Annotated in this window: 19 protein-coding genes and 3 tRNA genes; 14 read left to right on the top strand and 8 right to left on the bottom strand. The window is 68.9% G+C overall.

The features are described from left to right. The 5 genes from sucD (at nucleotide 1) to purH (ending at nucleotide 5,693) form a co-directional block, all read left to right on the top strand. Nucleotides 1-888, top strand: coding sequence for a succinate--CoA ligase subunit alpha (sucD, locus tag B0F77_RS16900; RefSeq protein ID WP_086663860.1), 888 nt, complete (start codon nucleotides 1-3; stop codon nucleotides 886-888). A 153-nt stretch (nucleotides 889-1,041) separates the two neighbouring features. Further along, entirely contained in the window at nucleotides 1,042-1,782 is a 741-nt protein-coding gene (locus tag B0F77_RS16895; protein ID WP_086663859.1) for a DUF5336 domain-containing protein, read from the top strand. 113 nt (nucleotides 1,783-1,895) lie between these two features. Then, nucleotides 1,896-3,455, top strand: coding sequence for a cell division protein PerM (locus B0F77_RS47915; protein WP_158102726.1), 1,560 nt, complete (start codon nucleotides 1,896-1,898; stop codon nucleotides 3,453-3,455). A 52-nt stretch (nucleotides 3,456-3,507) separates the two neighbouring features. Beyond that, the gene (gene purN, locus B0F77_RS16885) at nucleotides 3,508-4,125 is read left to right on the top strand and encodes a phosphoribosylglycinamide formyltransferase (protein WP_086663858.1); all 618 of its coding nucleotides are present in this window, start codon (nucleotides 3,508-3,510) and stop codon (nucleotides 4,123-4,125) included. Further along, the gene (gene purH / locus B0F77_RS16880) at nucleotides 4,122-5,693 is read left to right on the top strand and encodes a bifunctional phosphoribosylaminoimidazolecarboxamide formyltransferase/IMP cyclohydrolase (protein WP_086663857.1); all 1,572 of its coding nucleotides are present in this window, start codon (nucleotides 4,122-4,124) and stop codon (nucleotides 5,691-5,693) included. Before purN ends, purH begins: the two co-directional genes overlap by 4 nt. 60 nt (nucleotides 5,694-5,753) lie before the next feature. On the opposite strand, the gene B0F77_RS16875 is transcribed toward purH, so the two are convergent. Then, entirely contained in the window at nucleotides 5,754-6,437 is a 684-nt protein-coding gene (locus tag B0F77_RS16875) for a hypothetical protein (RefSeq protein WP_086663856.1), read from the bottom strand. A gap of 260 nt (nucleotides 6,438-6,697) precedes the next feature. Between B0F77_RS16875 and B0F77_RS16870 the strand changes: the two genes are divergently transcribed. The 8 genes from B0F77_RS16870 to B0F77_RS16835 all read left to right on the top strand — a co-directional run bounded on the left by B0F77_RS16870 (nucleotide 6,698) and on the right by B0F77_RS16835 (nucleotide 16,088). Next, nucleotides 6,698-7,441: a hypothetical protein gene (locus B0F77_RS16870; protein WP_245848295.1), complete on the top strand. Its 744-nt coding sequence runs from the start codon at nucleotides 6,698-6,700 to the stop codon at nucleotides 7,439-7,441. Beyond that, entirely contained in the window at nucleotides 7,438-8,940 is a 1,503-nt protein-coding gene (locus B0F77_RS16865) for a DNA polymerase Y family protein (RefSeq protein ID WP_086663855.1), read from the top strand. Before B0F77_RS16870 ends, B0F77_RS16865 begins: the two co-directional genes overlap by 4 nt. Before the next feature lie 60 nt (nucleotides 8,941-9,000). After that, the gene (locus tag B0F77_RS16860) at nucleotides 9,001-12,288 is read left to right on the top strand and encodes an error-prone DNA polymerase (RefSeq protein ID WP_086663854.1); all 3,288 of its coding nucleotides are present in this window, start codon (nucleotides 9,001-9,003) and stop codon (nucleotides 12,286-12,288) included. A gap of 268 nt (nucleotides 12,289-12,556) precedes the next feature. Beyond that, nucleotides 12,557-13,117, top strand: a complete 561-nt coding sequence (locus B0F77_RS16855; RefSeq protein WP_143466780.1) for a hypothetical protein — start codon at nucleotides 12,557-12,559, stop codon at nucleotides 13,115-13,117. Further along, complete coding sequence (locus tag B0F77_RS16850) at nucleotides 13,104-13,451, top strand: hypothetical protein (protein WP_086663852.1); 348 nt, start codon at nucleotides 13,104-13,106, stop codon at nucleotides 13,449-13,451. The genes B0F77_RS16855 and B0F77_RS16850 overlap by 14 nt, the downstream gene beginning before the upstream one ends. A 15-nt stretch (nucleotides 13,452-13,466) precedes the next feature. Next, a complete protein-coding gene (locus B0F77_RS16845) occupies nucleotides 13,467-14,186 on the top strand; it encodes a hypothetical protein (protein ID WP_086663851.1) in 720 nt (239 codons plus the stop codon). Next, complete coding sequence (locus tag B0F77_RS16840; protein WP_143466779.1) at nucleotides 14,183-14,776, top strand: hypothetical protein; 594 nt, start codon at nucleotides 14,183-14,185, stop codon at nucleotides 14,774-14,776. Before B0F77_RS16845 ends, B0F77_RS16840 begins: the two co-directional genes overlap by 4 nt. A gap of 148 nt (nucleotides 14,777-14,924) precedes the next feature. After that, nucleotides 14,925-16,088 carry an NAD(P)/FAD-dependent oxidoreductase gene (locus B0F77_RS16835; protein ID WP_086663849.1) on the top strand — a complete coding sequence of 388 codons (1,164 nt, stop codon included), beginning with the start codon at nucleotides 14,925-14,927 and terminating at the stop codon, nucleotides 16,086-16,088. A gap of 9 nt (nucleotides 16,089-16,097) precedes the next feature. Here the strand turns inward: B0F77_RS16835 and B0F77_RS16830 are convergent. The 4 genes from B0F77_RS16830 to B0F77_RS16815 form a co-directional block, all read right to left on the bottom strand. Further along, nucleotides 16,098-16,169 (bottom strand) — tRNA-Asn (locus B0F77_RS16830). Nucleotides 16,170-16,181: 12 nt separating this feature from the next. Beyond that, nucleotides 16,182-16,253: transfer RNA gene (locus B0F77_RS16825), tRNA-Arg, on the bottom strand. Between the two features lie 94 nt (nucleotides 16,254-16,347). Next, nucleotides 16,348-16,419: transfer RNA gene (locus B0F77_RS16820), tRNA-Arg, on the bottom strand. Between the two features lie 238 nt (nucleotides 16,420-16,657). Next, complete coding sequence (locus B0F77_RS16815; protein WP_086663930.1) at nucleotides 16,658-17,227, bottom strand: dihydrofolate reductase family protein; 570 nt, start codon at nucleotides 17,225-17,227, stop codon at nucleotides 16,658-16,660. A 73-nt stretch (nucleotides 17,228-17,300) separates the two neighbouring features. Here B0F77_RS16815 and B0F77_RS16810 point away from each other — a divergent pair, with 73 nt between their 5' ends. Continuing rightward, nucleotides 17,301-17,870 (top strand): TetR/AcrR family transcriptional regulator, encoded by a 570-nt coding sequence (locus tag B0F77_RS16810; protein WP_086663848.1) that lies wholly within the window; start codon nucleotides 17,301-17,303, stop codon nucleotides 17,868-17,870. Here B0F77_RS16810 and B0F77_RS16805 read toward each other — a convergent pair. The 3 genes from B0F77_RS16805 to B0F77_RS16795 are packed head-to-tail and all read right to left on the bottom strand — an operon-like array spanning nucleotide 17,860 to nucleotide 19,932. Continuing rightward, entirely contained in the window at nucleotides 17,860-18,153 is a 294-nt protein-coding gene (locus B0F77_RS16805) for a DUF3017 domain-containing protein (protein ID WP_086663929.1), read from the bottom strand. The genes B0F77_RS16810 and B0F77_RS16805 overlap by 11 nt on opposite strands. 13 nt (nucleotides 18,154-18,166) lie before the next feature. Further along, nucleotides 18,167-19,015, bottom strand: a complete 849-nt coding sequence (locus B0F77_RS16800) for a bifunctional methylenetetrahydrofolate dehydrogenase/methenyltetrahydrofolate cyclohydrolase (protein WP_086663847.1) — start codon at nucleotides 19,013-19,015, stop codon at nucleotides 18,167-18,169. Continuing rightward, nucleotides 19,012-19,932, bottom strand: coding sequence for a DMT family transporter (locus B0F77_RS16795; RefSeq protein WP_086663846.1), 921 nt, complete (start codon nucleotides 19,930-19,932; stop codon nucleotides 19,012-19,014). The genes B0F77_RS16800 and B0F77_RS16795 overlap by 4 nt, the downstream gene beginning before the upstream one ends. Nucleotides 19,933-19,976 lie beyond the last annotated feature (44 nt).

The raw sequence follows: 19,976 nt of genomic DNA, 5'->3' as shown, positions 1-19,976 counted from the left end.
ATGGCTATCTTCCTCAACGAGAACAGCAAGGTCATCGTCCAGGGCATGACCGGTGCCGAGGGCACCAAGCACACCAAGCGCATGCTCGCGTCCGGCACGAACATCGTCGGTGGCGTGAACCCGCGCAAGGCCGGCGAGAAGGTCGACTTCGACGGCACCGTGCTCCCGGTCTTCGGCACCGTCAAGGAGGCCATGGAGGCCACCGGCGCGAACGTGACCGTGATCTTCGTGCCGCCGGCCTTCTCCAAGGCCGCCGTGCTCGAGGCGATCGACGCCGAGATCGAGCTGGCCGTCGTCATCACCGAGGGCATCCCGGTGCACGACACGGCCTACTTCTGGGCGCACGCCGTCGCGACCGGCAACAAGACCCGCATCATCGGCCCGAACTGCCCCGGCATCATCAGCCCCGGCAAGTCGAACGCCGGCATCATCCCCGCGAACATCGCGGGCAGCGGCAAGATCGGTCTGGTGTCGAAGTCCGGCACCCTGACCTACCAGATGATGCACGAGCTGCGGGACTTCGGTTTCTCCACCGCGATCGGCATCGGTGGCGACCCGATCATCGGCACCACGCACATCGACGCCCTCGAGGCCTTCCAGGCCGACGACGAGACCGTCGCGATCGTGATGATCGGTGAGATCGGCGGCGACGCCGAGGAGCGCGCGGCCGCGTACATCAAGGAGAACGTGACCAAGCCGGTCGTCGGCTACGTCGCGGGCTTCACCGCCCCCGAGGGCAAGACCATGGGCCACGCCGGCGCCATCGTCTCGGGCTCGGCGGGCACCGCGCAGGCGAAGAAGGAGGCCCTCGAGGCCGCCGGCGTCAAGGTCGGCAAGACGCCGTCCGAGACCGCCGCTCTGATGCGCGAGATCATGCAGGCGCTCTGAGCACGCCACTTTGAGCACCCCAAGGGCCGGATTCCGAGTACTTTCGGAGTCCGGCCCTTTGCTCGTATGGCGGAACCGGCATGATCCGGTCATCGTCTGAACATGTGCGTCAAGTAGCGTTTTGCAGCATCACTCGGTTGGAGGAGACCTGACATGTCCGTGCCTTACGGCGCACCCCAACAGCAGCCGCCGGGTCCGGCACAGCACCAGGCACCGCCTCAGGCCCACGGCGCTCCTGGCGCCCCGGGCGCCAACAACATCAACCTCGGCCTGATCCTTCCGCTGGTCGCGGCAGGTCTCGGGCTCGTCGCGTACCTCGTCGCGTTCGCCGACGACGTCAACAGCGGCAACGTCGTCTACCTGCTCGCCGCGGGCGCGCTCGCCGGGCTCTCGGTGCTGCCGAGCATCCCGAAGGGCTTCGTTCCGGTCGCCGCGGTCCTCGCGGCCGTGCAGACGCTGCTGCAGCTGCAGGGCATCATCAAGTCGCCGTCCGTGCAGGGCCTCGACATCGTGCTGCTCATCGTCGCGCTGCTGGAGACGGCGGCGATCGTGCTCGCCTTCCTGCTCGCCGAGGGCATCGTGAAGTTCGAGCCGAAGCCGGCGAACCCGTACGCGGGACATCCCGGTCAGGGCCAGCCCGGTGGCTGGAACCCGCAGTCCGGCGCGTTCCCGCAGCAGGGGCAGCACCCGCAGCACGGCGCTCCCCAGCAGGCGCCCCAGCAGCAGGCACCTCAGCAGCAGCCGTCGTTCGGCCAGCAGCAGCAGTTCGGTCAGCAGCCCCAGCAGCCCGCGCAGCCGGGTCAGCCGCCGCAGCAGACCAGCTTCATGCCGCAGCCGGGCCAGTTCGGCTCGCCGGGCACGCCGCCCGGTGGTTTCGGCGGACCTCAGCAGTAAGGTCCGCACACCGATCGACTCCAGGGGTGGTGCCGGGACTTCCGGCGCCACCCCTGTCGTATGACCCGGCGTGCCTCACCCGAACGGCTCAGCCCGCCTGACACAGTGGAGAAGTGCCCGTGCTGCAACGCGATGTGACCCGCGAGGTCACCACCGTGCGCCCGCCGGAGTTCTCGCGGTCCGAACGCATGCGCGTGCTCGTCGCGGCGGCGGCCGGGTCGGTGGTCGTCGGGTACGCGGCGGTGGCCGCGGTGCTCGCACTGGTCTCCGCGACGGCGACGTACGCCGACTTCTCCACGTCCGGGGTGCTCAGCGCCGCCGCGCCCGCGTGGCTGGCCGCTCACCACGTGCCGTTGCGCTTCGACGCGGGCCAGCTCGGGGTGTTGCCGCTGCTGCCCACCGCGTTGCTGATGCTGCTGGTCGGCCGCACCGCCGCGGGCACCGCGGACCGGCTCGGCCTTTACGAACCACTCCAGGCCCGTGGCGTCGTGCTGAGCATCGCCGGGGCACACGCCGTCGTCGGCGGCGCGATCGCGTTGGTGATGGGCGAGGGGGTCGTGCGCGCCACGCCCGCCGTCGCGTTCTTCGGCTGCGCCGCCGTGTCCGGTCTCGCGGCCACGATCGGTGTCGCCCGCCGCTGCGGCCTGGTCGAGATGGTGTTCGACAAGCTCGACCCGGTGGCGCTGCACGGTCTGCGCGCCGGGTTCATGGCGTTGTTCGCCCTGGTCGGCGCGGGTTCGCTGGCGGTGGCGGCAGGGCTCGCGGCCTCGTGGTCCCGCACCAGCGAGCTCTTCGCGGGGGCGGGTCCGTCGTTCGGGGTCGGCCTCGGCGTGTTCCTGCTGTGCCTCGGCTATCTGCCGAACGCGATCATCGCCGGGTTCTCGTACGTCGTCGGTGCCGGGTTCTCGCTGGGCGGGGTCGAGGTGTCGCCGATGCGGTTCGTCGGTGGCCCGGTGCCGCCGGTGCCGCTGCTGGCGGCGATGCCGGAGAACCGGTTCGTGTGGAGCCCGGTCGTGCTGGTGGGCGCGGCGCTGATCGGCGCGTTCGTCGGCTGGACCTGCCGCAAGGTGTCCGACCGGCCCTCCTCGCGGATCCGCGCGGTGCTGGTCGCCGCGATCACGGCGGCCGTGGGCAGCCTGGTGCTCGCCGCGACGGCCGGTGGCCGGCTGGCGTCCGGCGCGTTCGACCCGGTGACGGTGCCGGCGGGCTTGCTCGCGCTGATGGTGGCGCTGTGGGTGCTGGTGCCGGGTGCGCTGGTCGCCTGGCTCGCCGGGTCCCGCACGAAGGCCGTCGCGGCCGGGGCCGCTGAGTTCGTCGAGCCGGACTACGACGAAGAAGCCGCCGATCCGGACGTCGTGTTCGAGGACGACGAGCTCACCGAGCAGTTCGAGCAGCTCGAGGTCGTGGACGCCGACGAGTTCGAGGTCGAGGAAGACCTCGAGGACGACGACTACTACGACGAAGACGAGTACGACGAGGACTACGAAGAAGAAGACCTCGACGACGAAGACCTCGACGAAGAAGCCGTTGTCGACGAAGAGGAAGACGACGAACCCGTCGACGAGGACGCCGAAGAGGAGGTCGTCGACGACGACGAGGACCTCGACGCGGAGTTCGACGAGATGCTCGGCATGGAGCCCGAGGAGGACCTGGACGGCAAGCCAGAACGGTGACCGCCTAAACTGCCCCTGAGCTGCTACAACACGCCACGCCCAGGAGTAGACGCTGAGCACCGAACTTCGGCTTCCCGCACCGGCGCGCGTCGTCGTACTCGTCTCCGGTTCCGGAACCCTCATGCAGGCGTTGCTGGACGCCGACCTCCCGATCGAGGTGGTCGCGGTCGGCGCCGACCGCGAGAACATCGAGGGCCTCAAGCGCGCCGAACGCGCCGGGGTGCCGCACTTCGCCGTGAAGCTGCGCGACCACGCCGACCGAGCCGCGTGGGACGTCGCGCTGACCGAGGCGGTGGCCTCCTTCAAGCCCGACCTCGTGGTGTCCGCCGGCTTCATGAAGATCATCGGTCCGGCTTTCCTGGCGCGCTTCGGCGGCCGGATGATCAACACCCACCCCGCGCTGCTGCCCGCGTTCCCCGGCGCCCACGGCGTCCGCGACGCGCTGGACTACGGCGTGCACGTCACCGGATCGACGGTGCACCTGGTCGACGCGGGCGTCGACACCGGGCCGATCCTCGCGCAGGAGGCCGTGGTCGTCGAACCCGGCGACACCGAAGAGACCCTGCACGAACGCATCAAGGTCGTCGAACGCCGGCTGCTCGTCGAGACGGTCGGCAGGCTGGCCCGCGAGGGCTGCACCGTGAACGGACGAAAGGTGAGCATTCCGTGAGCACTCCTGCCGAGAGGCGACCGGTCCGCCGGGCCCTGATCGGGGTCTCCGACAAGGCCGGCCTGCTGGAACTGGCCACCGGCCTGCACGCGGCCGGAGTCGAGATCGTCTCCACCGGCGGCACCGCGAAGGTCCTCGCCGACGCGGGCGTCCCGGTGACGCCGGTCGAGCAGGTGACCGGGTTCCCCGAGTGCCTCGACGGCCGCGTCAAGACGCTGCACCCGCGCGTGCACGCCGGGCTGTTGGCCGATCTGCGCAAGGAGTCGCACGTCGAGCAGCTGCGCGAGATGGACATCGCGCCGTTCGACCTGCTGGTCGTGAACCTGTACCCGTTCACGCAGACCGTCGCGTCCGGCGCGAGCCCCGACGAGTGCGTCGAGCAGATCGACATCGGCGGCCCCGCGATGGTGCGCGCGTCGGCGAAGAACCACGCGAACGTCGCGGTCGTCGTCGACCCGGCGCGCTACGACTGGGTGCTGGAGAACGTCCGCGAGGGCGGCTTCACCCTGGCCGACCGGCAGAAGCTGGCCGCGGACGCGTTCCGCCACACCGCGACCTACGACGTGGCTGTGGCGTCGTGGATCGGCAACGTGCTGGCGCCCGACGACGAGGGTTCCGGCTTCCCCGGCTGGGTCGGCGCGACCTGGAACCGGTCGAACGTGCTGCGCTACGGCGAGAACCCGCACCAGAACGCCGCGCTGTACGTCCAGGGCGACGGCCGTGGCGGTCTGGCGTCGGCGAAGCAGTTGCACGGCAAGGAGATGTCGTACAACAACTTCCTCGACGGCGACGCCGCCTGGCGTGCCGCGTGGGACCACGAGCTGCCCTGCGTCGCGATCATCAAGCACGCGAACCCGTGCGGCATCGCGGTGTCCGAGGTCAGCATCGCGGACGCGCACCGCAAGGCGCACGAGTGCGACCCGGTCAGCGCGTTCGGCGGCATCATCGCGGCGAACCGCGAGGTCACCGTCGAGATGGCCGAGTTCGTCTCGGAGATCTTCACCGAGGTCGTCATCGCTCCGTCCTATGCGGACGGTGCGGTGGAGGTGTTGCAGCGCAAGAAGAACGTGCGCATCCTGGTCGCCGAGGCACCTGCTCGTGGCGGTGCCGAGATGCGTCCGGTGTCCGGCGGTCTGCTGCTCCAGCAGCGCGACGCCATCGACGCCTCCGGTGACTCGCCGGCGAACTGGACGTTGGCCTGCGGCAAGCCCGCGGACGAGAAGACGCTGGCGGACCTGGAGTTCGCGTGGCGCGCCATCCGCGCGGTGAAGTCCAACGCGATCCTGCTGGCGGACAACGGCGCCACCGTCGGCGTCGGCATGGGCCAGGTCAACCGGGTCGACTCGTCGCACCTCGCGGTGAAGCGCGCGGGTGAGCGGGCCAAGGGCGCGGTCGCCGCGTCGGACGCGTTCTTCCCGTTCCCGGACGGGCTCGAGGTGCTGCTGGAGGCCGGTGTGCGCGCGGTCGTGCAGCCCGGTGGTTCGGTGCGCGACCCCGAGGTGATCGCGAAGGCCGAGGAGCACGGCGTGACGCTGTACCTGACCGGTACGCGCCACTTCGCTCACTGATGTCGATGAAGGGCTCCTTCATCCACCTCACGTGGATGAAGGAGCCCTTCATCGTTCGGGTCAGAGCTTCGCGACCATCTCCGCGGCGAGGCCTTTGGCGGCGGCCTCGAACTCGGCGACGTCGGGCTTGGTGTTGGTGAACAGGCCCGCGTCCCAGCCGCCGTAGTCGACCTGGACGACGGTGTCACCCTTGCGCACGATGATCCAGATGTCCGTGAGCGCGGACTTGTCCACCACCAGCACCGCCGCGGCCTGGTCGCCGAGCCCGTCGAGCGGCTTCTGCTGAGGCACACCCCTGGTCTTCATGTGGTCCGCCACGATCTCGTCGACGCTCTCGTTCGCCTTGGTCGTGACGTACACGTCCGAGCTGCGGTAGCCGCTGCCGTCGACGCCCTTGGTCTGGTGCCACGAGCAGATCGTGCGCTTGCCGTCGTCGCCCATCTCCAGTTCGGACGAACCCAGCTTGTTCGGGTTCGTGGTCCGCGCCTTGGCCAGCGCGGTCTCGGAGATGTTGCCGCACAACGCCGGCAGCTGGTCGGCGCGCTTGGGCTCGCCGCCGTCCTTGTGGACGTCGAGGTAGACGACGAGGCCGGTGGCCAGGCCGCCCAGCACCAGCACACCGGCGAGGATCGCGATGATCAGCGGTGCCTTGCTCTTCTTCGGTGCCGGCGGAGGGCCGTAACCCGGCGGAGGCTGCTGCCATCCGGGTGGTGGTTGCTGCCAGCCCTGTGGTTGCGGCGGCATCTGCTGATGCCAGCCGTGTGGTGGTGGTTGGTTCACGGTTTCCCCAGTAAGTCCCAGTGATCCGGCCACCGTAGATGACCTTGCGAGGCCCCGTGGGCCTGTCCCCCGAAAGAGTGACGCTGTGGCATTGACACAGGGGTGCGCCCGCGCGCTACGATCATCCCGTTCGTTCGAACAAGAGTTCGAATAAGCAAGTCGCCGAACTTCCCGCGGCGGCCGTGCACAGGGGTGCGCACGGTCCGAGACGGGAGGTGGGTGGAGTGTCCAGGTCGGCAACGGCGTCGTTGGCCGCGCTCGGGGTGAACCCGGCCAGCGAGCTGACCAGCACCACCACCGACCACACCACGGGGCGGGTGCTGCCGGTTCGCGGGGGACTGGCGGGCCTGCTGCCGTGGGGCGGCTTGCGGCGAGGCAGCACGGTGTCGGTGGGCGGATCGACATCGCTGCTGCTCGCCCTGCTCGCGGGAGCGACCGCGGACGGCTGTTGGGCCGCCGTGGTCGGTCTGCCGCAGGTGGGCGTGCTGGCCGCGGCCGAGCTCGGGGTCTCGGTGCAGCGGCTGGCACTCGTCCCACGCCCCGGCTCCGATCCGGGCCCGGTGATCGCGGCCCTGCTGGACGGCCTCGACCTGGTGGCCGTCGCCTGCCCACTACCTCCCTCACTCGCGCGTCGGCTGACGGCCCGCGCGCGCCAACGCCGTGCGGTGCTCATCGCGTTCGGTTCCTGGCCCTCGGCCGACGTGGAGCTGACCGCGGAGTCCGTGCGCTGGAACCCGCTCGACGACGGCGCGGAAACGTTGCGGCGCCAGGAGATCAGCGTGCGCAGCGGCGGCCGTGGCTCGGCGGGCAAGCCGCGGCACGTGCTGCTGACGTTCGGGGAAGAGGAAATCGAGCTCCCGCTGGTGGCCGGCGAACCGGCCGGGTCCGACGAGCCGGCTGATGCCGGTCCGGACCGGGCTGACGAACTGGCCGCCAAGCGGGCTACAACCCGAGGTCGTCCTGCGTGAAGGACACCCGTCTCCTCGCGGTCTGGTGCCCGGACTGGCCGGTCGTCGCCGCCTGCACCGCCACCGGCACCGGTCAGCACGTGCCGGTGGCGGTCGTCGACGGCAACGAGATCGTGTCCACCTCGGCCGTGGCGCGCACCGAGGGGATTCGCCGGGCGATGCGCAAGCGCATGGCCGAGTCGATGTGCCCCGAGCTGATCACCTTCGAGCACGACCCGCAGCGCGACGCCCGGTTCTTCGAGCCGGTCGCGGTGGCCGTCGAGGAGGTCGCGCCCGGCATCGAGGTCGTGCAGCCGGGACTGGTCGCGGTGCCGGCGCGGGGACCGGTCGGGTACTTCAAGACCGCCGAGCAGGCAGCCGAACGGATCGTCGACCACATCGCGGCGCAGACGAACGTCGAGGCTCAGGTCGGTGTGGCCGACAGCTTGTTCGCGGCCACGAAAGCCGCGCACCGCAACGTGATCGTGCCGCCGGGCCGGACCGCGGAGTTCCTCGGACCGTTGGGCGTGCACGAACTCGACGCGCCGGAGCTGGTCGACCTGTTGCGCAGACTGGGTTTGAAGACGCTCGGCGCGTTCGCGGAGGTGCCGGAGAACGCCGTCGCGTCGAGGTTCGGCGGTCCGGCCACCCGGCAGCACCGGCTGGCGCGCGGCCTGCCCGAACGTCCGCTCGACAAGCGCAGGCCCGCGCCCGAACTCGCCGTCGCGGAGACCTTCGACGAACCGGTCGACCGCATCGACTCGGCCGCGTTCGCCGCGAAGATCCTCTCGGAACGGCTGCACGAGAACCTCGCGAGCAGAAGTCTCGCGTGCACGCGGCTCGGCATCCACGCCCGCACCGAGACCGACGAGGAACTGCACCGGGTCTGGCGGGCCGCGGAACCGTTGACACCACGGGGAATCGCGGACCGCGTGCGCTGGCAGCTCGACGGCTGGCTCACCCGCGAGCGGCTCACGTCCGGCATCAGGACGCTCACCCTCGAACCCGTCGAGGTCGTCAACGGCACCGCGCTGCAGCTCGGGTTGTGGGGCCACGACGACGAACGCGCGGTGCGGGCCCTGTCGCACGTCCAGGGTCTGCTCGGCCCGGACGCCGTGCTCACCCCGGTGCTCGACGGCGGCAGAGGGCCGAAGGAGCAGGTCAGGCTCGTGCCGTGGGGTGACGAACGGGTGTCGTCGACCAACCCGGACCACCCGTGGCCAGGCCGGCTTCCGAGAGCACCCGCGACGCTCGCCGACGACCCCGTTGAGTTGAAGGACGCGGAGGGCAACGCGGTCGGCGTCACCGGCCGGCTCGAACTCACCGCACAACCGAAAAAGCTGATCGTCAAAGGGAAAACGCAGGAGATAGCGGCGTGGGCCGGACCGTGGCCGGTCGACGAACGGTGGTGGGCGCCGGATCCGCACCGGGCCGCGCGCATCCAGGTGCAGACGAACGACCAGGCGTTCCTGCTGATCCGCAGGGACCAGAGGTGGTTTCTGGAAGGGGTGTACGACTGATGCAGGACGACTACTGGGATCTGCTGGAGACCTTGATCCCGTTGCCGCGCAAGGAACGTGATGGGCTGGAATAACCCTCCGGTCCGCTGGAAGGAGCTGGAGCGCGCCCTCTCCGGCAAGCCAGTCGAGCAGAAACCCGACGGCGGCGACGGTCCAGGGTGGTCGCGGCACCGCGACCGGTACACCGCGCCGCCGGGTTTCGAGCTGCGCGTGGACGAGCTCGCGGTCACCCGCAAGCGCGTGCCGTACGCGGAGCTGCACTGCCATTCCAACTTCAGCTGGCTCGACGGCGCGAGCCACCCGGAGGAGCTCGTCGAGGAGGCGCAACGGCTCAAACTCGACGCCATCGCGATCACCGACCACGACGGCATGTACGGCGTGGTGCGGTTCGCCGAGGCGGCCAAGGAACTCGGGATGCACACGGTGTTCGGCGCCGAGCTCAGCATCGGGCTCGGCAAGCCTGCCAACGGCGAACCGGATCCCGAGGGCGATCACCTGCTTCTCCTCGCGCGCCAACAGGAGGGCTACCACGCCCTGTGCCGCACGCTCACCACCGGCCACCTCGACGACGGCGCGGAGAAGGGCAAACCCGTCTACGACATCGACCAGATCGTCGCGGACACCCACGGTGAGGTCGTGGTGCTGACGGGATGCCGCAAGGGAACCGTGCGCAGAGCGCTGACCAGGGAAGGGCCAGAGGCGGCGTACCGGGAGATCGTCCGGCTCACCGACCTGTTCGGCAAGGGACGCGTGCACGTCGAGCTGACCGACCACGGCCTGCCGGAGGACAGCAAGCGCAACGACCTCCTCTACGCGATGGCGCAGGACCTCAAACTTCCGGTCGTGGCAACGAATGCCGTCCATTACGCGACTCCGGGTCGTGGCCGGCTCGCCGCCGCGATGGCCGCCGTGCGCGCCAGGAGCAGCCTCGACGACATGGCCGGCTGGCTGCCGCCGTCACCCGCCGCGTTCCTGCGCAGCGGCGAGGAGATGTTCCACCGGTTTCGCCGTTTCCCCGGCGCCGTGCACAACGCCGCGTTGCTCGGCATGCAGCTGGCGTTCGACCTGAGACTGGTCGCGCCGCGGCTGCCGCCGTTCGACGTGCCGCCCGGCCACACCGAGAGCAGTTGGCTGCGCAAGCTCACCTACGAGGGCGCGCACCGGCGGTACCCCGACGGTGACGAGAAGGTGTTCCGGCAGATCGAGCACGAGCTGAAGATCATCGAACAGCTGGAGTTCCCCGGTTACTTCCTCGTCGTGCACGACATCGTGGACTTCTGCCGGAAGAACGACATCCTCTGCCAGGGCCGGGGCAGTGCCGCCAACTCCGCGGTGTGCTTCGCGCTCGGCATCACCAACGTCGACGCGGTCCGCTTCGACCTGCTCTTCGAACGCTTCCTGGCCCCCGCCCGCGACGGCCCTCCCGACATCGACGTCGACATCGAGTCCGACCGGCGCGAGGAGGTCATCCAGCACGTCTACGCCAAGTACGGCCGCCGGCACGCCGCGCAGGTCGCGAACGTCATCACCTACCGCGCCCGGTCCGCGGTGCGCGACATGGCCCGCGCGCTCGGCCACTCGCCGGGCCAGCAGGACGCGTGGAGCAAACAGATAGACAGATGGGGCCCGCTGGGCACCACCACCGACGACTGCGACATCCCGCGCCCGGTGCTGGAGCTGTCCGCGCAGCTGGAGAACTTCCCGCGGCACCTGGGCATCCACTCCGGCGGCATGGTGATCTGCCACCGCGCCGTCAGCGAGGTGTGCCCGGTGGAGAAGGCGCGCATGGACAAGCGCACGGTGCTGCAGTGGGACAAGGACGACTGCGCGTCCATCGGCCTGGTGAAGTTCGACCTGCTCGGCCTCGGCATGCTCTCCGCCCTGCACTACGCCATCGACCTCGTGCGCGAGCACGAAGGCGTCGACGTGGACATGGGGCGCATCGATCTCACGGACCAACGTGTCTACGAGATGTTGCAGAAAGCTGATTCCGTCGGTGTTTTCCAGGTGGAGAGCCGCGCGCAGATGGCGACGTTGCCGCGCTTGAAGCCGCGCGAGTTCTACGACCTGGTCGTCGAGGTGGCCCTGATCCGGCCGGGTCCGATCCAGGGCGGCTCGGTGCACCCGTACATCAGACGCCGCAACAAGGTCGAGGAGTGGGACTACGACCATCCGTTGCTGGAGAACGCTCTGCACAAGACGTACGGCGTGCCGTTGTTCCAGGAACAGCTCATGCAGATCGCCGTGGACGTGGCCGGCTTCACCGCCGCCGAGGCCGACGAACTGCGCCGCGCGATGGGCGCCAAGCGCTCGACCGCCCGCATGGAACGCCTGCGCGACCGCTTCTACGAGGGCTGCGCCGCGCAGGGCATCGATGAGGAACTCGCCGGGCGGATCTATGCGAAGCTGCTGGCGTTCGCCAACTTCGGCTTCCCCGAGTCGCACGCCCTGTCGTTCGCGCACCTGGTGTTCGTGAGCGCGTGGTTCAAGCTCTACTACCCGGCGGCTTTCTGCGCGGCCCTGCTCCGCGCCCAGCCGATGGGCTTCTACTCCCAGCAGTCACTGGTCGCCGACGCCCGCCGCCACGGCGTGACGGTGCACGGCCCGTGCGTGAACTCGTCGCTCCCGTGGGCGGGCCTGGAGCGTTTCGAGGGAGCGAACGCGGTCCGCATCGGCTTGACGGCGGTGCGCGGTGTCGGTGCCGCGGACGCCGAACGAATCGTTGCCGCACAACCGTTCCGCGACATGGAGGACTTCGGCTCCCGCGTGCAGCTCAGCACGGCCCAGGTGGAAGCCCTGGCCACCGCCGGCGCCTTCGGGTGTTTCGGGCTGGAGCGTCGCGAGGCGCTGTGGGCCGCCGGCGCGGTCGCCGCGATCCGGCCTGACCGCCTGCCCGGCACCACGGTCGGCGTGGACGCGCCCGCGTTGCCCGGCATGGACGACGTCGAGCTGGCGGTGGCGGACGTGTGGGCCACGGGCCTGTCGCCGGACAGCTTCCCCACCCAGTTCGTCCGGTCCCAGCTGGACGCGATGGGTGCGCTGCCCACTGCCGCGCTCTCGGCGGTGAAGCCCGGAACTCGGGTGCTCATCGGGGGTGCGGTGACACATCGGCAACGTCCGGCGACCGCGGGCGGGGTCACGTTCCTCAACATCGAGGACGAGACCGGGATGGTGAACGTCGTGTGCTCGCAGGGGTTGTGGGCGCGGTACCGGCGGGTGGCGCGCAGCAGCGGGGCGATGCTGGTGCGGGGCGTGGTCGAGTCGGCGGAGGGGGTGGTCAGCCTGATGGCGGACCGGTTGCAGCACCTCGACCTGCGCATTCCGTCGAAGTCACGCGACTTCCGCTGAACTCTGTCGGTGCGGAATTTCCGTTCGCTCTGCGAGATCCATTGGACACCGCTATGTTCGACGGGACGCAATCGAGCACACACCTGGGGGTAATGTGCCGCTTGAGCACCTTGAGCTGGCCAAACTCGACATTCCCGACGATCCGCGAACCCGCGCGCATTTCGCCGAACTCACCCGTCCGGGTGGTCGTGAGCTGGAGCCGGCCGACACTTACGAAGCGCGCGATCCGAGCGGATTCGTCATTGTCACCGTGAACAAGGACCGGAAGGTGACGAACGTCCGAATTCGGGCACGGTGGTTCGAACACCTGCGGCCAGAGCATTTTCCGGCCGCGCTCTACAACACTTATGTGACCGCGGTTCAGCGGGCGTTCGCCGTGGAGTTCGCCCACCGGCCGCCGGAGCATGCGAGCGCGCCCGCTCCCGCAGCCTTCGCGGACCCCGCCGACCTGTCGCCGGAGGAGTGGCAGACGAGGACGACGGCCCGGATCAACGCCATGGCCGACCAGTACGACGCGATCCGCCGCCAGCAGCAACAGCCGAAGCGGCTGGAGGTCTCCGACATCCGCAGTCCGCTCGGCTACCTCACCCTGCACGTGCGGGCCGGGGGTCCGGTCGCGATCCACGGCAACCCCCAGGCGCTGGACAACCCCTCGGACACCGTGCTGTCCGAGGACGCCCTGCAGATGTTCGTCCGGGCGGGCCTCGGGATCGACCCCGGAGAGCAGCCTGCCGTGCGGCCGCGGGGTGGCGGCAGCAGCGAGGCGGACGACGAGTACTTCTCGGATTTCAACGTGTTGCGGGGGAGGGACTGGAATGGGCAGCGATGACTTCAAGGTCGTCACCCAGAAGATCCGGGACGAGGCCAAGATCTGGCAGCAGCGCGTGGACGCCACCACGCCGATCGTGTCGGCGGTGCAGCGCACCTGGCTCGCGAACACCGCGTTCTTCGTGGGCGACCTGGCGACCCTGGGCGTGGGAATGATCAACGCCGACGCGGAGGCCAGGCAGTACAACGAGTTCCGCGAGTACATCGAGAAACTGCTGACAGGCGCGGCCATCGAGTTCGGCCAGATCGACGCGACGCTGCGGAAGATCGCGGACGAGTACGACCGGACCGAGAGCATCAACAAGCTCGATCTCGACAAGACGTACCACGTGTAGGAGTTGACCACCCGCATGACTGCCCCTGCCCAGGAAGAAGACCTGAACAAGTGTTTCGACGGCCTTGAGGACAAGGCTCGTGGCTGCGCCGACAGCTTCAACAAGGCCGTTCACCACATCAACGACTGGCGGTACCTGCTCGGCCCGGCCATGCTCGTCATCCGTCCCGCGCTCGACAAGATCCGTGAGTACATGGACAAGGTGTTCAAGCTGATCAGGACGGCCGTGGATCACCAGCTCCCGGTGATCTCGCTGATCCGGCAGTCCTTCGCGTGGCTCCGCGAAGTGCAGCAACCGGTGAACAACCTCGTCCACGCCAAGACCCACCTGGCCTACGAGTGGGAGGGTGAGGCGAGCCAGGCCTACCAGGACAAGGTCGGCGTGCAGAACGACGCGATCGTCACCGTCGGGACCAAGGCGGACATGGTCAGCAAGTGGCTCATGGACATCGCCAAGTACAACGTCGAGTACATGGTCAACCTGGCCCAGCTGGCGACCGACTTCCTGGGCGCGCTCGTCGGAGCCGCGGTCGAGGCCGCGACCGTCGTCGAGATCCCGTTCGCCGTGGACGCGCTCGCGGGTGCCATCGGCGACCTCGTCGGCAAGTACCTGGGGATGCTGGTGGCCATCGCCAACCGGTTCATGGAGGCGCTCAGCAAGGTGCGTGACCTCATGAGCCAGATGTCCGACCCCAAGTTCAAGAACGGGACGTGGCCACAGGCGGTGACCGGATGAGGCCACGCCCGATCATCGGGGTGGCGATCACGACCATGGCTCTCGTCGGTGGCTGCACCGTCAAACCTGTGCCCACCGCCACCTTCACCAGCGCCCCGCCGCCGACCACCACCCCGGCTCCAGGTCCGGTCAAGTACGCCTCCGCGAGTTTCCGGAGCTGTCCGGAAATCCAGCAGAAGGTCCCCGGCCTGCCGCCCGCTCTGAAGGCCGAGCCGACCCGGAGCTCCGACGAGTTCGGGCTGACGTGCACCTTCATCACGTCGGAGGGCGGCGGCTCCGTGCTGATGATCAACTTTGACGTGGCCCTCTACGAGAACAGGCCGGACTCCGCCGGCGTGGAGCGGGCGAAGCTGGCGTTCAGCAACAGCACGCAGACGGGCGCTGAGAAGGACGCCAGCGTGAACCTGGGTTCCGATGCCCGTTGGCTTGATCCCGGTGTCGGCCCCAGTTGCCGGCTGCAGACTCTCGACGCGAACGTGGTGCTGATGACGCGGTACAGCCGATCGAAGGAGGTGGATCCGCGAAGCGAGGAGTGCCGCAGTGAAGCCCGAGTCGTGGCGAAGCAGCTCTTCGACGCCATTCAGCCGTAGTTCCCCTGCCAGGACTCGAACCTGGTCCTCCCGCGCCTCCCGTTTGATGTGTCGTGGATCACAATCGGAGGTGTCAGGTTCGAGCAGGTTGGCTTGTCAGATGACCGTCATCGAGATCCGGTGACGTGATCGTGAGGGGTGACAGGCCATGGAGAACAACCACCACGTCGTCGTTCTGGGTGCGGGATACACCGGCATGTACGCCGCGATCCGACTTGCGCACCGCACGCGGCGGATGGGTGTCCGCATCACGCTCGTCAACCCGTCGGCGCGGTTCACCGAGCGCTTGCGGATGCACCAGATCGCCGCCGGTCACACTCTGGCCGACCACCGGATCCCCGATCTGGTCGCGGGCACGAACATCACGTTCGTGCAGGGCAAGGCCACCGCCATCGACCCCGACGGCCACACCGTCACCATCGACGACGGCACGCGGCTGGACTACGACACCCTGGTCTACGCGCTGGGCAGTGCCACTGACACCAGCGTCGTTCCCGGCGCGGACCTGCACGCCTTCACTCTCAACGGTCTGCACGCCGCCGCGCGCTTCAGCGACCGGCTGGGGGAACTCACCGCGGGCGACACCGTCACCGTCTGCGGCGGCGGACTCACCGGCATCGAGGCGGCGACCGAGATCGCCGAAGCCCGCCCCGACCTGAACGTCACGCTGATCAGCACGACCGAGCCCGGCTCGATGCTGGGCGAGGAGGCACGCGCGTACCTCCACCGGTCACTGGATCGCCTCGGCGTGACGGTGGCGGCCGGCCGGCGGATCGCCAAGGTGCTGCCCGACGCCGTCGAACTGGAGACCGGCGAACTCCTCGAATCGGACGCCTGCCTGTGGACCGCGGGCGTCAAGGTGTCGCCGCTGGCCGGGGAGTCAGGCATGGCCGTGGACGGCCGCGGCCTGATCGTGGTGGACGCGGTGCTGCGGTCGGTGTCGCATCCCGACATCCACGCCATCGGTGACGCCGCCGCGATCCGGCTCGCCTGGGGAGAACTGCACGGCACCTGCCAGAGCGGCCTGCCCACCGCCCAGCACACCGCCGACACCATCGCCCGCCTGTTGCGCGGCAAGCAGGCCAAGCCGTTCCGGTTCGGCTACTACCACCAGCCGATCAGCCTCGGCCGCCGTGACGCGGTCATCGGGTTCACCCGTGCCGACGAGACCCCGCGCAGGATCTGCCTGAAGGGACGCGCCGCCGTCATCTACAAGGAGATGGTGAGCAGCAGCCCCGTCCAGATGTTCAAGCTCAGCAAGCGCATGAACGTCAGCGCAACCGTCTCGAAGGGCGGCCGCGCGACCCGGTAGTCCGGACAGTTCCTCTGCCAGGACTCGAACCTGGTCCTCCCGCGTAACAGTCGGGCGTGCTGCCGCCAGCACCTCAGAGGATCGGTGGAGCAGTACCCCCGGCAGGAGTCGAACCTGCGTTTCCGGCTTCGGACGCCGGTGTCGTGTCCGTTGGACCACGGGGGTGCCGGTTGAGCCTTTTCGTCGGATGCCCGCGAGTCGAACGCGGTGTGTCCTCATCCCAAATGAGGTGGGTTGCCGTCTCCCTCGCACCCGTCAGTACCCCTGCCAGGAGTCGAACCTGAATCTCGGCGTTCGTAGCGCCGCACTCTCTCCATTGAGCTACAAGGGCAAATTTAAATGCACAACAAATAAAGAGAGCCGCCCTGTCGGTTTCCCGGCGGGGCGGCTCCCTGAGTGGCCTGATGTCATGCCACTACAAGGAGCTCACCTGCAAGAACGGTCGTGACGGTCGCACGCACAGGACAGCGCTGAAGCGCCGCTCCCGAGTCTGCATGCCGACCATGACGTTCCCCTTACGCTTCGTGTGTGGCACAAGTATTGCGGCGGTCAGTGCTCGCCGTCAATCATTATTTCTGAACTCGTTCGAAAGTCAGGAACGAAACTCCGCTCTCGAACAGGCGCGCATCGGTGCGCTGGAACCGGGTGATGTCGGACTTCCCGTCGAACAACGGGACACCGCGCCCGAACACCACCGGGTGGATCTTGAGCAGCAGCTTGTCGATCTGCGGCAGCAGGGCGGCGGCCAGCTTGCCGCCGCCGCACAGCCAGATGTCGAGGCCGTCCTCTTCCTTCAGTGCCCGCACCCGGCCGGCCACGTCCTCGCGGATCACCTCGACGTCGTCCGGGGTGCCGGTCAGCGACGACGACACGACGAACTGCCGCAGGTGTGCGTAGGGCGAGGGCAGCCCGCCCGGGACCTGGTAGGTGTGGCGGCCCATCAGCACCGTGTCGAAGTTCCGGTTCGGCTTGCCCGAGAAGCCGAACGGTTCCCGGAACTGGGTCGGCAGCGTGTCCCAGTACTCGGCGTTGATGCCGGCCATGTGGTCGCCCTCGAAGACGAACCCGTCGAAGGTCCCGTCCTCGGCCGCGATGTACCCGTCGAGTGTCACTGCCACGTAGTAAACGAGCTTTCGCAAAGCGATCATCCCCTCAGTCGTTCAACCACGACAACTGTAGTACTATGGCTGTAGTGGTTGTCAAGGAGGCATCGTGGTCCGCAACGTTGTACGGCGAACTGCTCTGTTGGACGCGGCGGTCGACGTCCTGGCCGAGGAGGGTGCGCGGGGGCTGACCTACCGCGCGATCGACGCGAAGGCGGAGGTGCCGGCGGGCACGGCGTCGAACTACTTCGTCAACCGCGACGAGCTGATGTCCGAGGTCGCGATCAGGGTGACTGAGCGGCTCACACCGTCGGACGAGTCGATCGCGGAGTCGCTCGCGCTGCCCAGGGACAAGTCGCTGAGCGTGAAGTTCATGCACGACATCATCAAGCGGGCGGACGCCGACAAGGTCTGCTATCTCGCGATGATGGAGCTGCGGCTCGAAGCCACGCGGCGCCCGGAGCTGCGGACGGCGCTCACGAAGACGTTCACCGCCAACCTCGACTTCAACATCGCGTTCAACGAGGACGCGAAGCTGCCCGGCGACCGGATGACCGTCGTCCTCCTGTACTTCGCGATGACGGGGTTGATCTACGAACGGCTGACGTTGCCGGACGTGGCGGCGGCGATGGACCTCGACGAGCTCATCGAGGTCCTCGTCGACCGCGCTATCGGCTGAGCGGACCGCCGGTGATCGTCAACGCCACGGCGATCACCACGATGCCCAGGGTCGAGTACAGGAACGCGTCCATGCCGCGGCCGCGGATCTTGATCAGACCCGCCTGCTCGTCGCTCACCAGGATCCGCAGCACGGCGGCGACCAGCAGCGACACGCCCAGCAGGACCGCGCCCTGCCGCCAGTGGTACTGGAAGATCCGCACCAGCCCGAGCGCGCTGACCCCGAGCACCAGCGCGAACGGCAGGTGCTTGCCGGGGCCGGACCGCCAGCGCTGTTCGCCCATGAGCGCCTGCGCGTCAGACCGCTGCATGGGCGCGCTCGGCGGCTTCGACGGTGTTGGTCAGCAGCATCGCGACGGTCATCGGGCCGGCGCCACCGGGGATCGGCGCGAGCCAGCCCGCGACCTCGCGGACCTCGGGAGCCACGTCGCCGACGAGGCCGGCCTCGGTGCGGGTGATGCCGACGTCGACCACGGCCGCGCCCGGCTTGACCATGTCCGCGGTGATCAGGCCGGGGCTGCCGGCACCGGCGATCACGATGTCCGCCCGGCGCACCTCGGCCGCGAGGTCCTTGGTGCCGGTGTGGCACAGCGTCACGGTGGCGTTCTCGGAGCGGCGGGTCAGCAGCAGGCCGATCGGGCGGCCGACGGTGACACCGCGGCCGACGACCGTGACGTTCGCGCCCGCGATCGGCACCTCGTAACGGCGCAGCAGCTCCACGATGCCGCGCGGGGTGGCGGGCAGCGCGGCGTCCTCACCGAGCACCAGCTTGCCCAGGTTGACCGGGTGCAGGCCGTCGCCGTCCTTGCGCGGGTCGATCCGCTCCAGGATCGCGTTCGCGTTGAGGTGCTTGGGCAGCGGGAGCTGCACGATGTAGGCGGTGACCTCGGGGTTCGCGTTCAGCTCGTCGATGACGGCCTCCAGCTCCTCCTGCGTGGTCTCCTCGGGCAGGTCGCGGCGGATCGACTTGATGCCGACCTTCTCGCACGCCCGGTGCTTGCCCTTGACGTACGAGTGCGAGCCGGGGTCGTCGCCGACCAGCACGGTGGCCAGACCGACCGAGACCGGCAGCGCGGCGACCCGCGCCTTGAGGTCCTCGAACAGCGCGTTCCGGGTTTCGTTGCCGTTGAGCAGCGTCGCAGTCACGTCTTCATCCTCCCATTGGGCAGCGCCGCGATGCCGACCGACACCAGCGTCAGCACCACACCTATCACGGTCGGCAACGCCAGACGCCCGCTCACCGCGTCCAGCAGCACGGCCCCGACGAGCTGCCCGCTCACGCCGCACAACCCGACCATCAGCACACCGATGAACCGCACGGAGACGATCGCTCCGCCCACCCCGACGATGCCGATCAGCCCGCCGAGGTAGAGCCACCAGTGCGAGGTGAAGGTGCCCGGCACTCCACCCCACGCCACCAGGTTGACCAGTGACAACGCCGCCGTGCCCACGGTGAAGTTCACCAGGATCGTCGCCATCGAGTGGACCGCGGCCTCGCGCACCAGCCCGTTCACCGCCTGCTGCCAGCCCATCAGCAGACCCGCGACCAACGGCAGCACCGCGAGCCACAACCCGCTGGGCGACGTGAACTGGTGCGACACGGCGACCGTGACCGCGATAACACCGACGACGGCTCCAGCGACACGAGTGGTTGTGAACGGTTTCGACCCGCCCGGCCCGACCCCGAGTCGGTCGATCACCATGCTGCTCACGACCTGTCCGATCACCACCGCGACCGTGAACACCGCCACACCGATGGTCGCGACCGCGAGCCCCTGCGAACCGACCAGCACCGCGCCGCTGATGCCACCGACGCACTCCCACCACCGGATCCGCCGGTGCCGCAGCGCGTCGCGCAGCCGGCGCAATCCGTCCCGTCCGGACTGTCGCGACAGGACGACCACCAGCAGCACCAACCATCCGCCTGCGAACGAGATCCAGCCCGCCAGCAGGCCGTTCTGCAACGACTGTGCGAGCGATCCGTTCACGCGCGCCTGGACCGCGATGGCGAGTCCACCGACCGCGGCCAGCAGACCGCCGGTCACCTGCGTGGACCGCGACAATGCTCCTCCAGCCGAGACAGGGGTGTTCTTGATCAGCTTTAACC

Origin of the sequence: Lentzea kentuckyensis (genome assembly GCF_002150765.1) — a bacterium.
Classification (GTDB): domain Bacteria; phylum Actinomycetota; class Actinomycetes; order Mycobacteriales; family Pseudonocardiaceae; genus Lentzea; species Lentzea kentuckyensis.
Note: the sequence above shows the minus strand (reverse complement) of the source record. Positions and strands in the feature narration are given on the sequence as shown.

What these genes read in the sequence shown, in the direction of transcription:
- B0F77_RS16850 (WP_086663852.1), top strand. Translation starts at nt 13,104, where the DNA reads ATGGGCAGCGATGACTTCAAGGTCGTCACCCAGAAGATCCGGGACGAG.
- B0F77_RS16845 (WP_086663851.1), top strand. Translation starts at nt 13,467, where the DNA reads ATGACTGCCCCTGCCCAGGAAGAAGACCTGAACAAGTGTTTCGACGGC.
- B0F77_RS16835 (WP_086663849.1), top strand. Translation starts at nt 14,925, where the DNA reads ATGGAGAACAACCACCACGTCGTCGTTCTGGGTGCGGGATACACCGGC.
- B0F77_RS16840 (WP_143466779.1), top strand. Translation starts at nt 14,183, where the DNA reads ATGAGGCCACGCCCGATCATCGGGGTGGCGATCACGACCATGGCTCTC.
- sucD (WP_086663860.1), top strand. Translation starts at nt 1, where the DNA reads ATGGCTATCTTCCTCAACGAGAACAGCAAGGTCATCGTCCAGGGCATG.
- B0F77_RS16875 (WP_086663856.1), bottom strand. Translation starts at nt 6,437, where the DNA reads ATGCCGCCGCAACCACAGGGCTGGCAGCAACCACCACCCGGATGGCAG.
- B0F77_RS16860 (WP_086663854.1), top strand. Translation starts at nt 9,001, where the DNA reads ATGGGCTGGAATAACCCTCCGGTCCGCTGGAAGGAGCTGGAGCGCGCC.
- B0F77_RS16805 (WP_086663929.1), bottom strand. Translation starts at nt 18,153, where the DNA reads ATGGGCGAACAGCGCTGGCGGTCCGGCCCCGGCAAGCACCTGCCGTTC.
- B0F77_RS16895 (WP_086663859.1), top strand. Translation starts at nt 1,042, where the DNA reads ATGTCCGTGCCTTACGGCGCACCCCAACAGCAGCCGCCGGGTCCGGCA.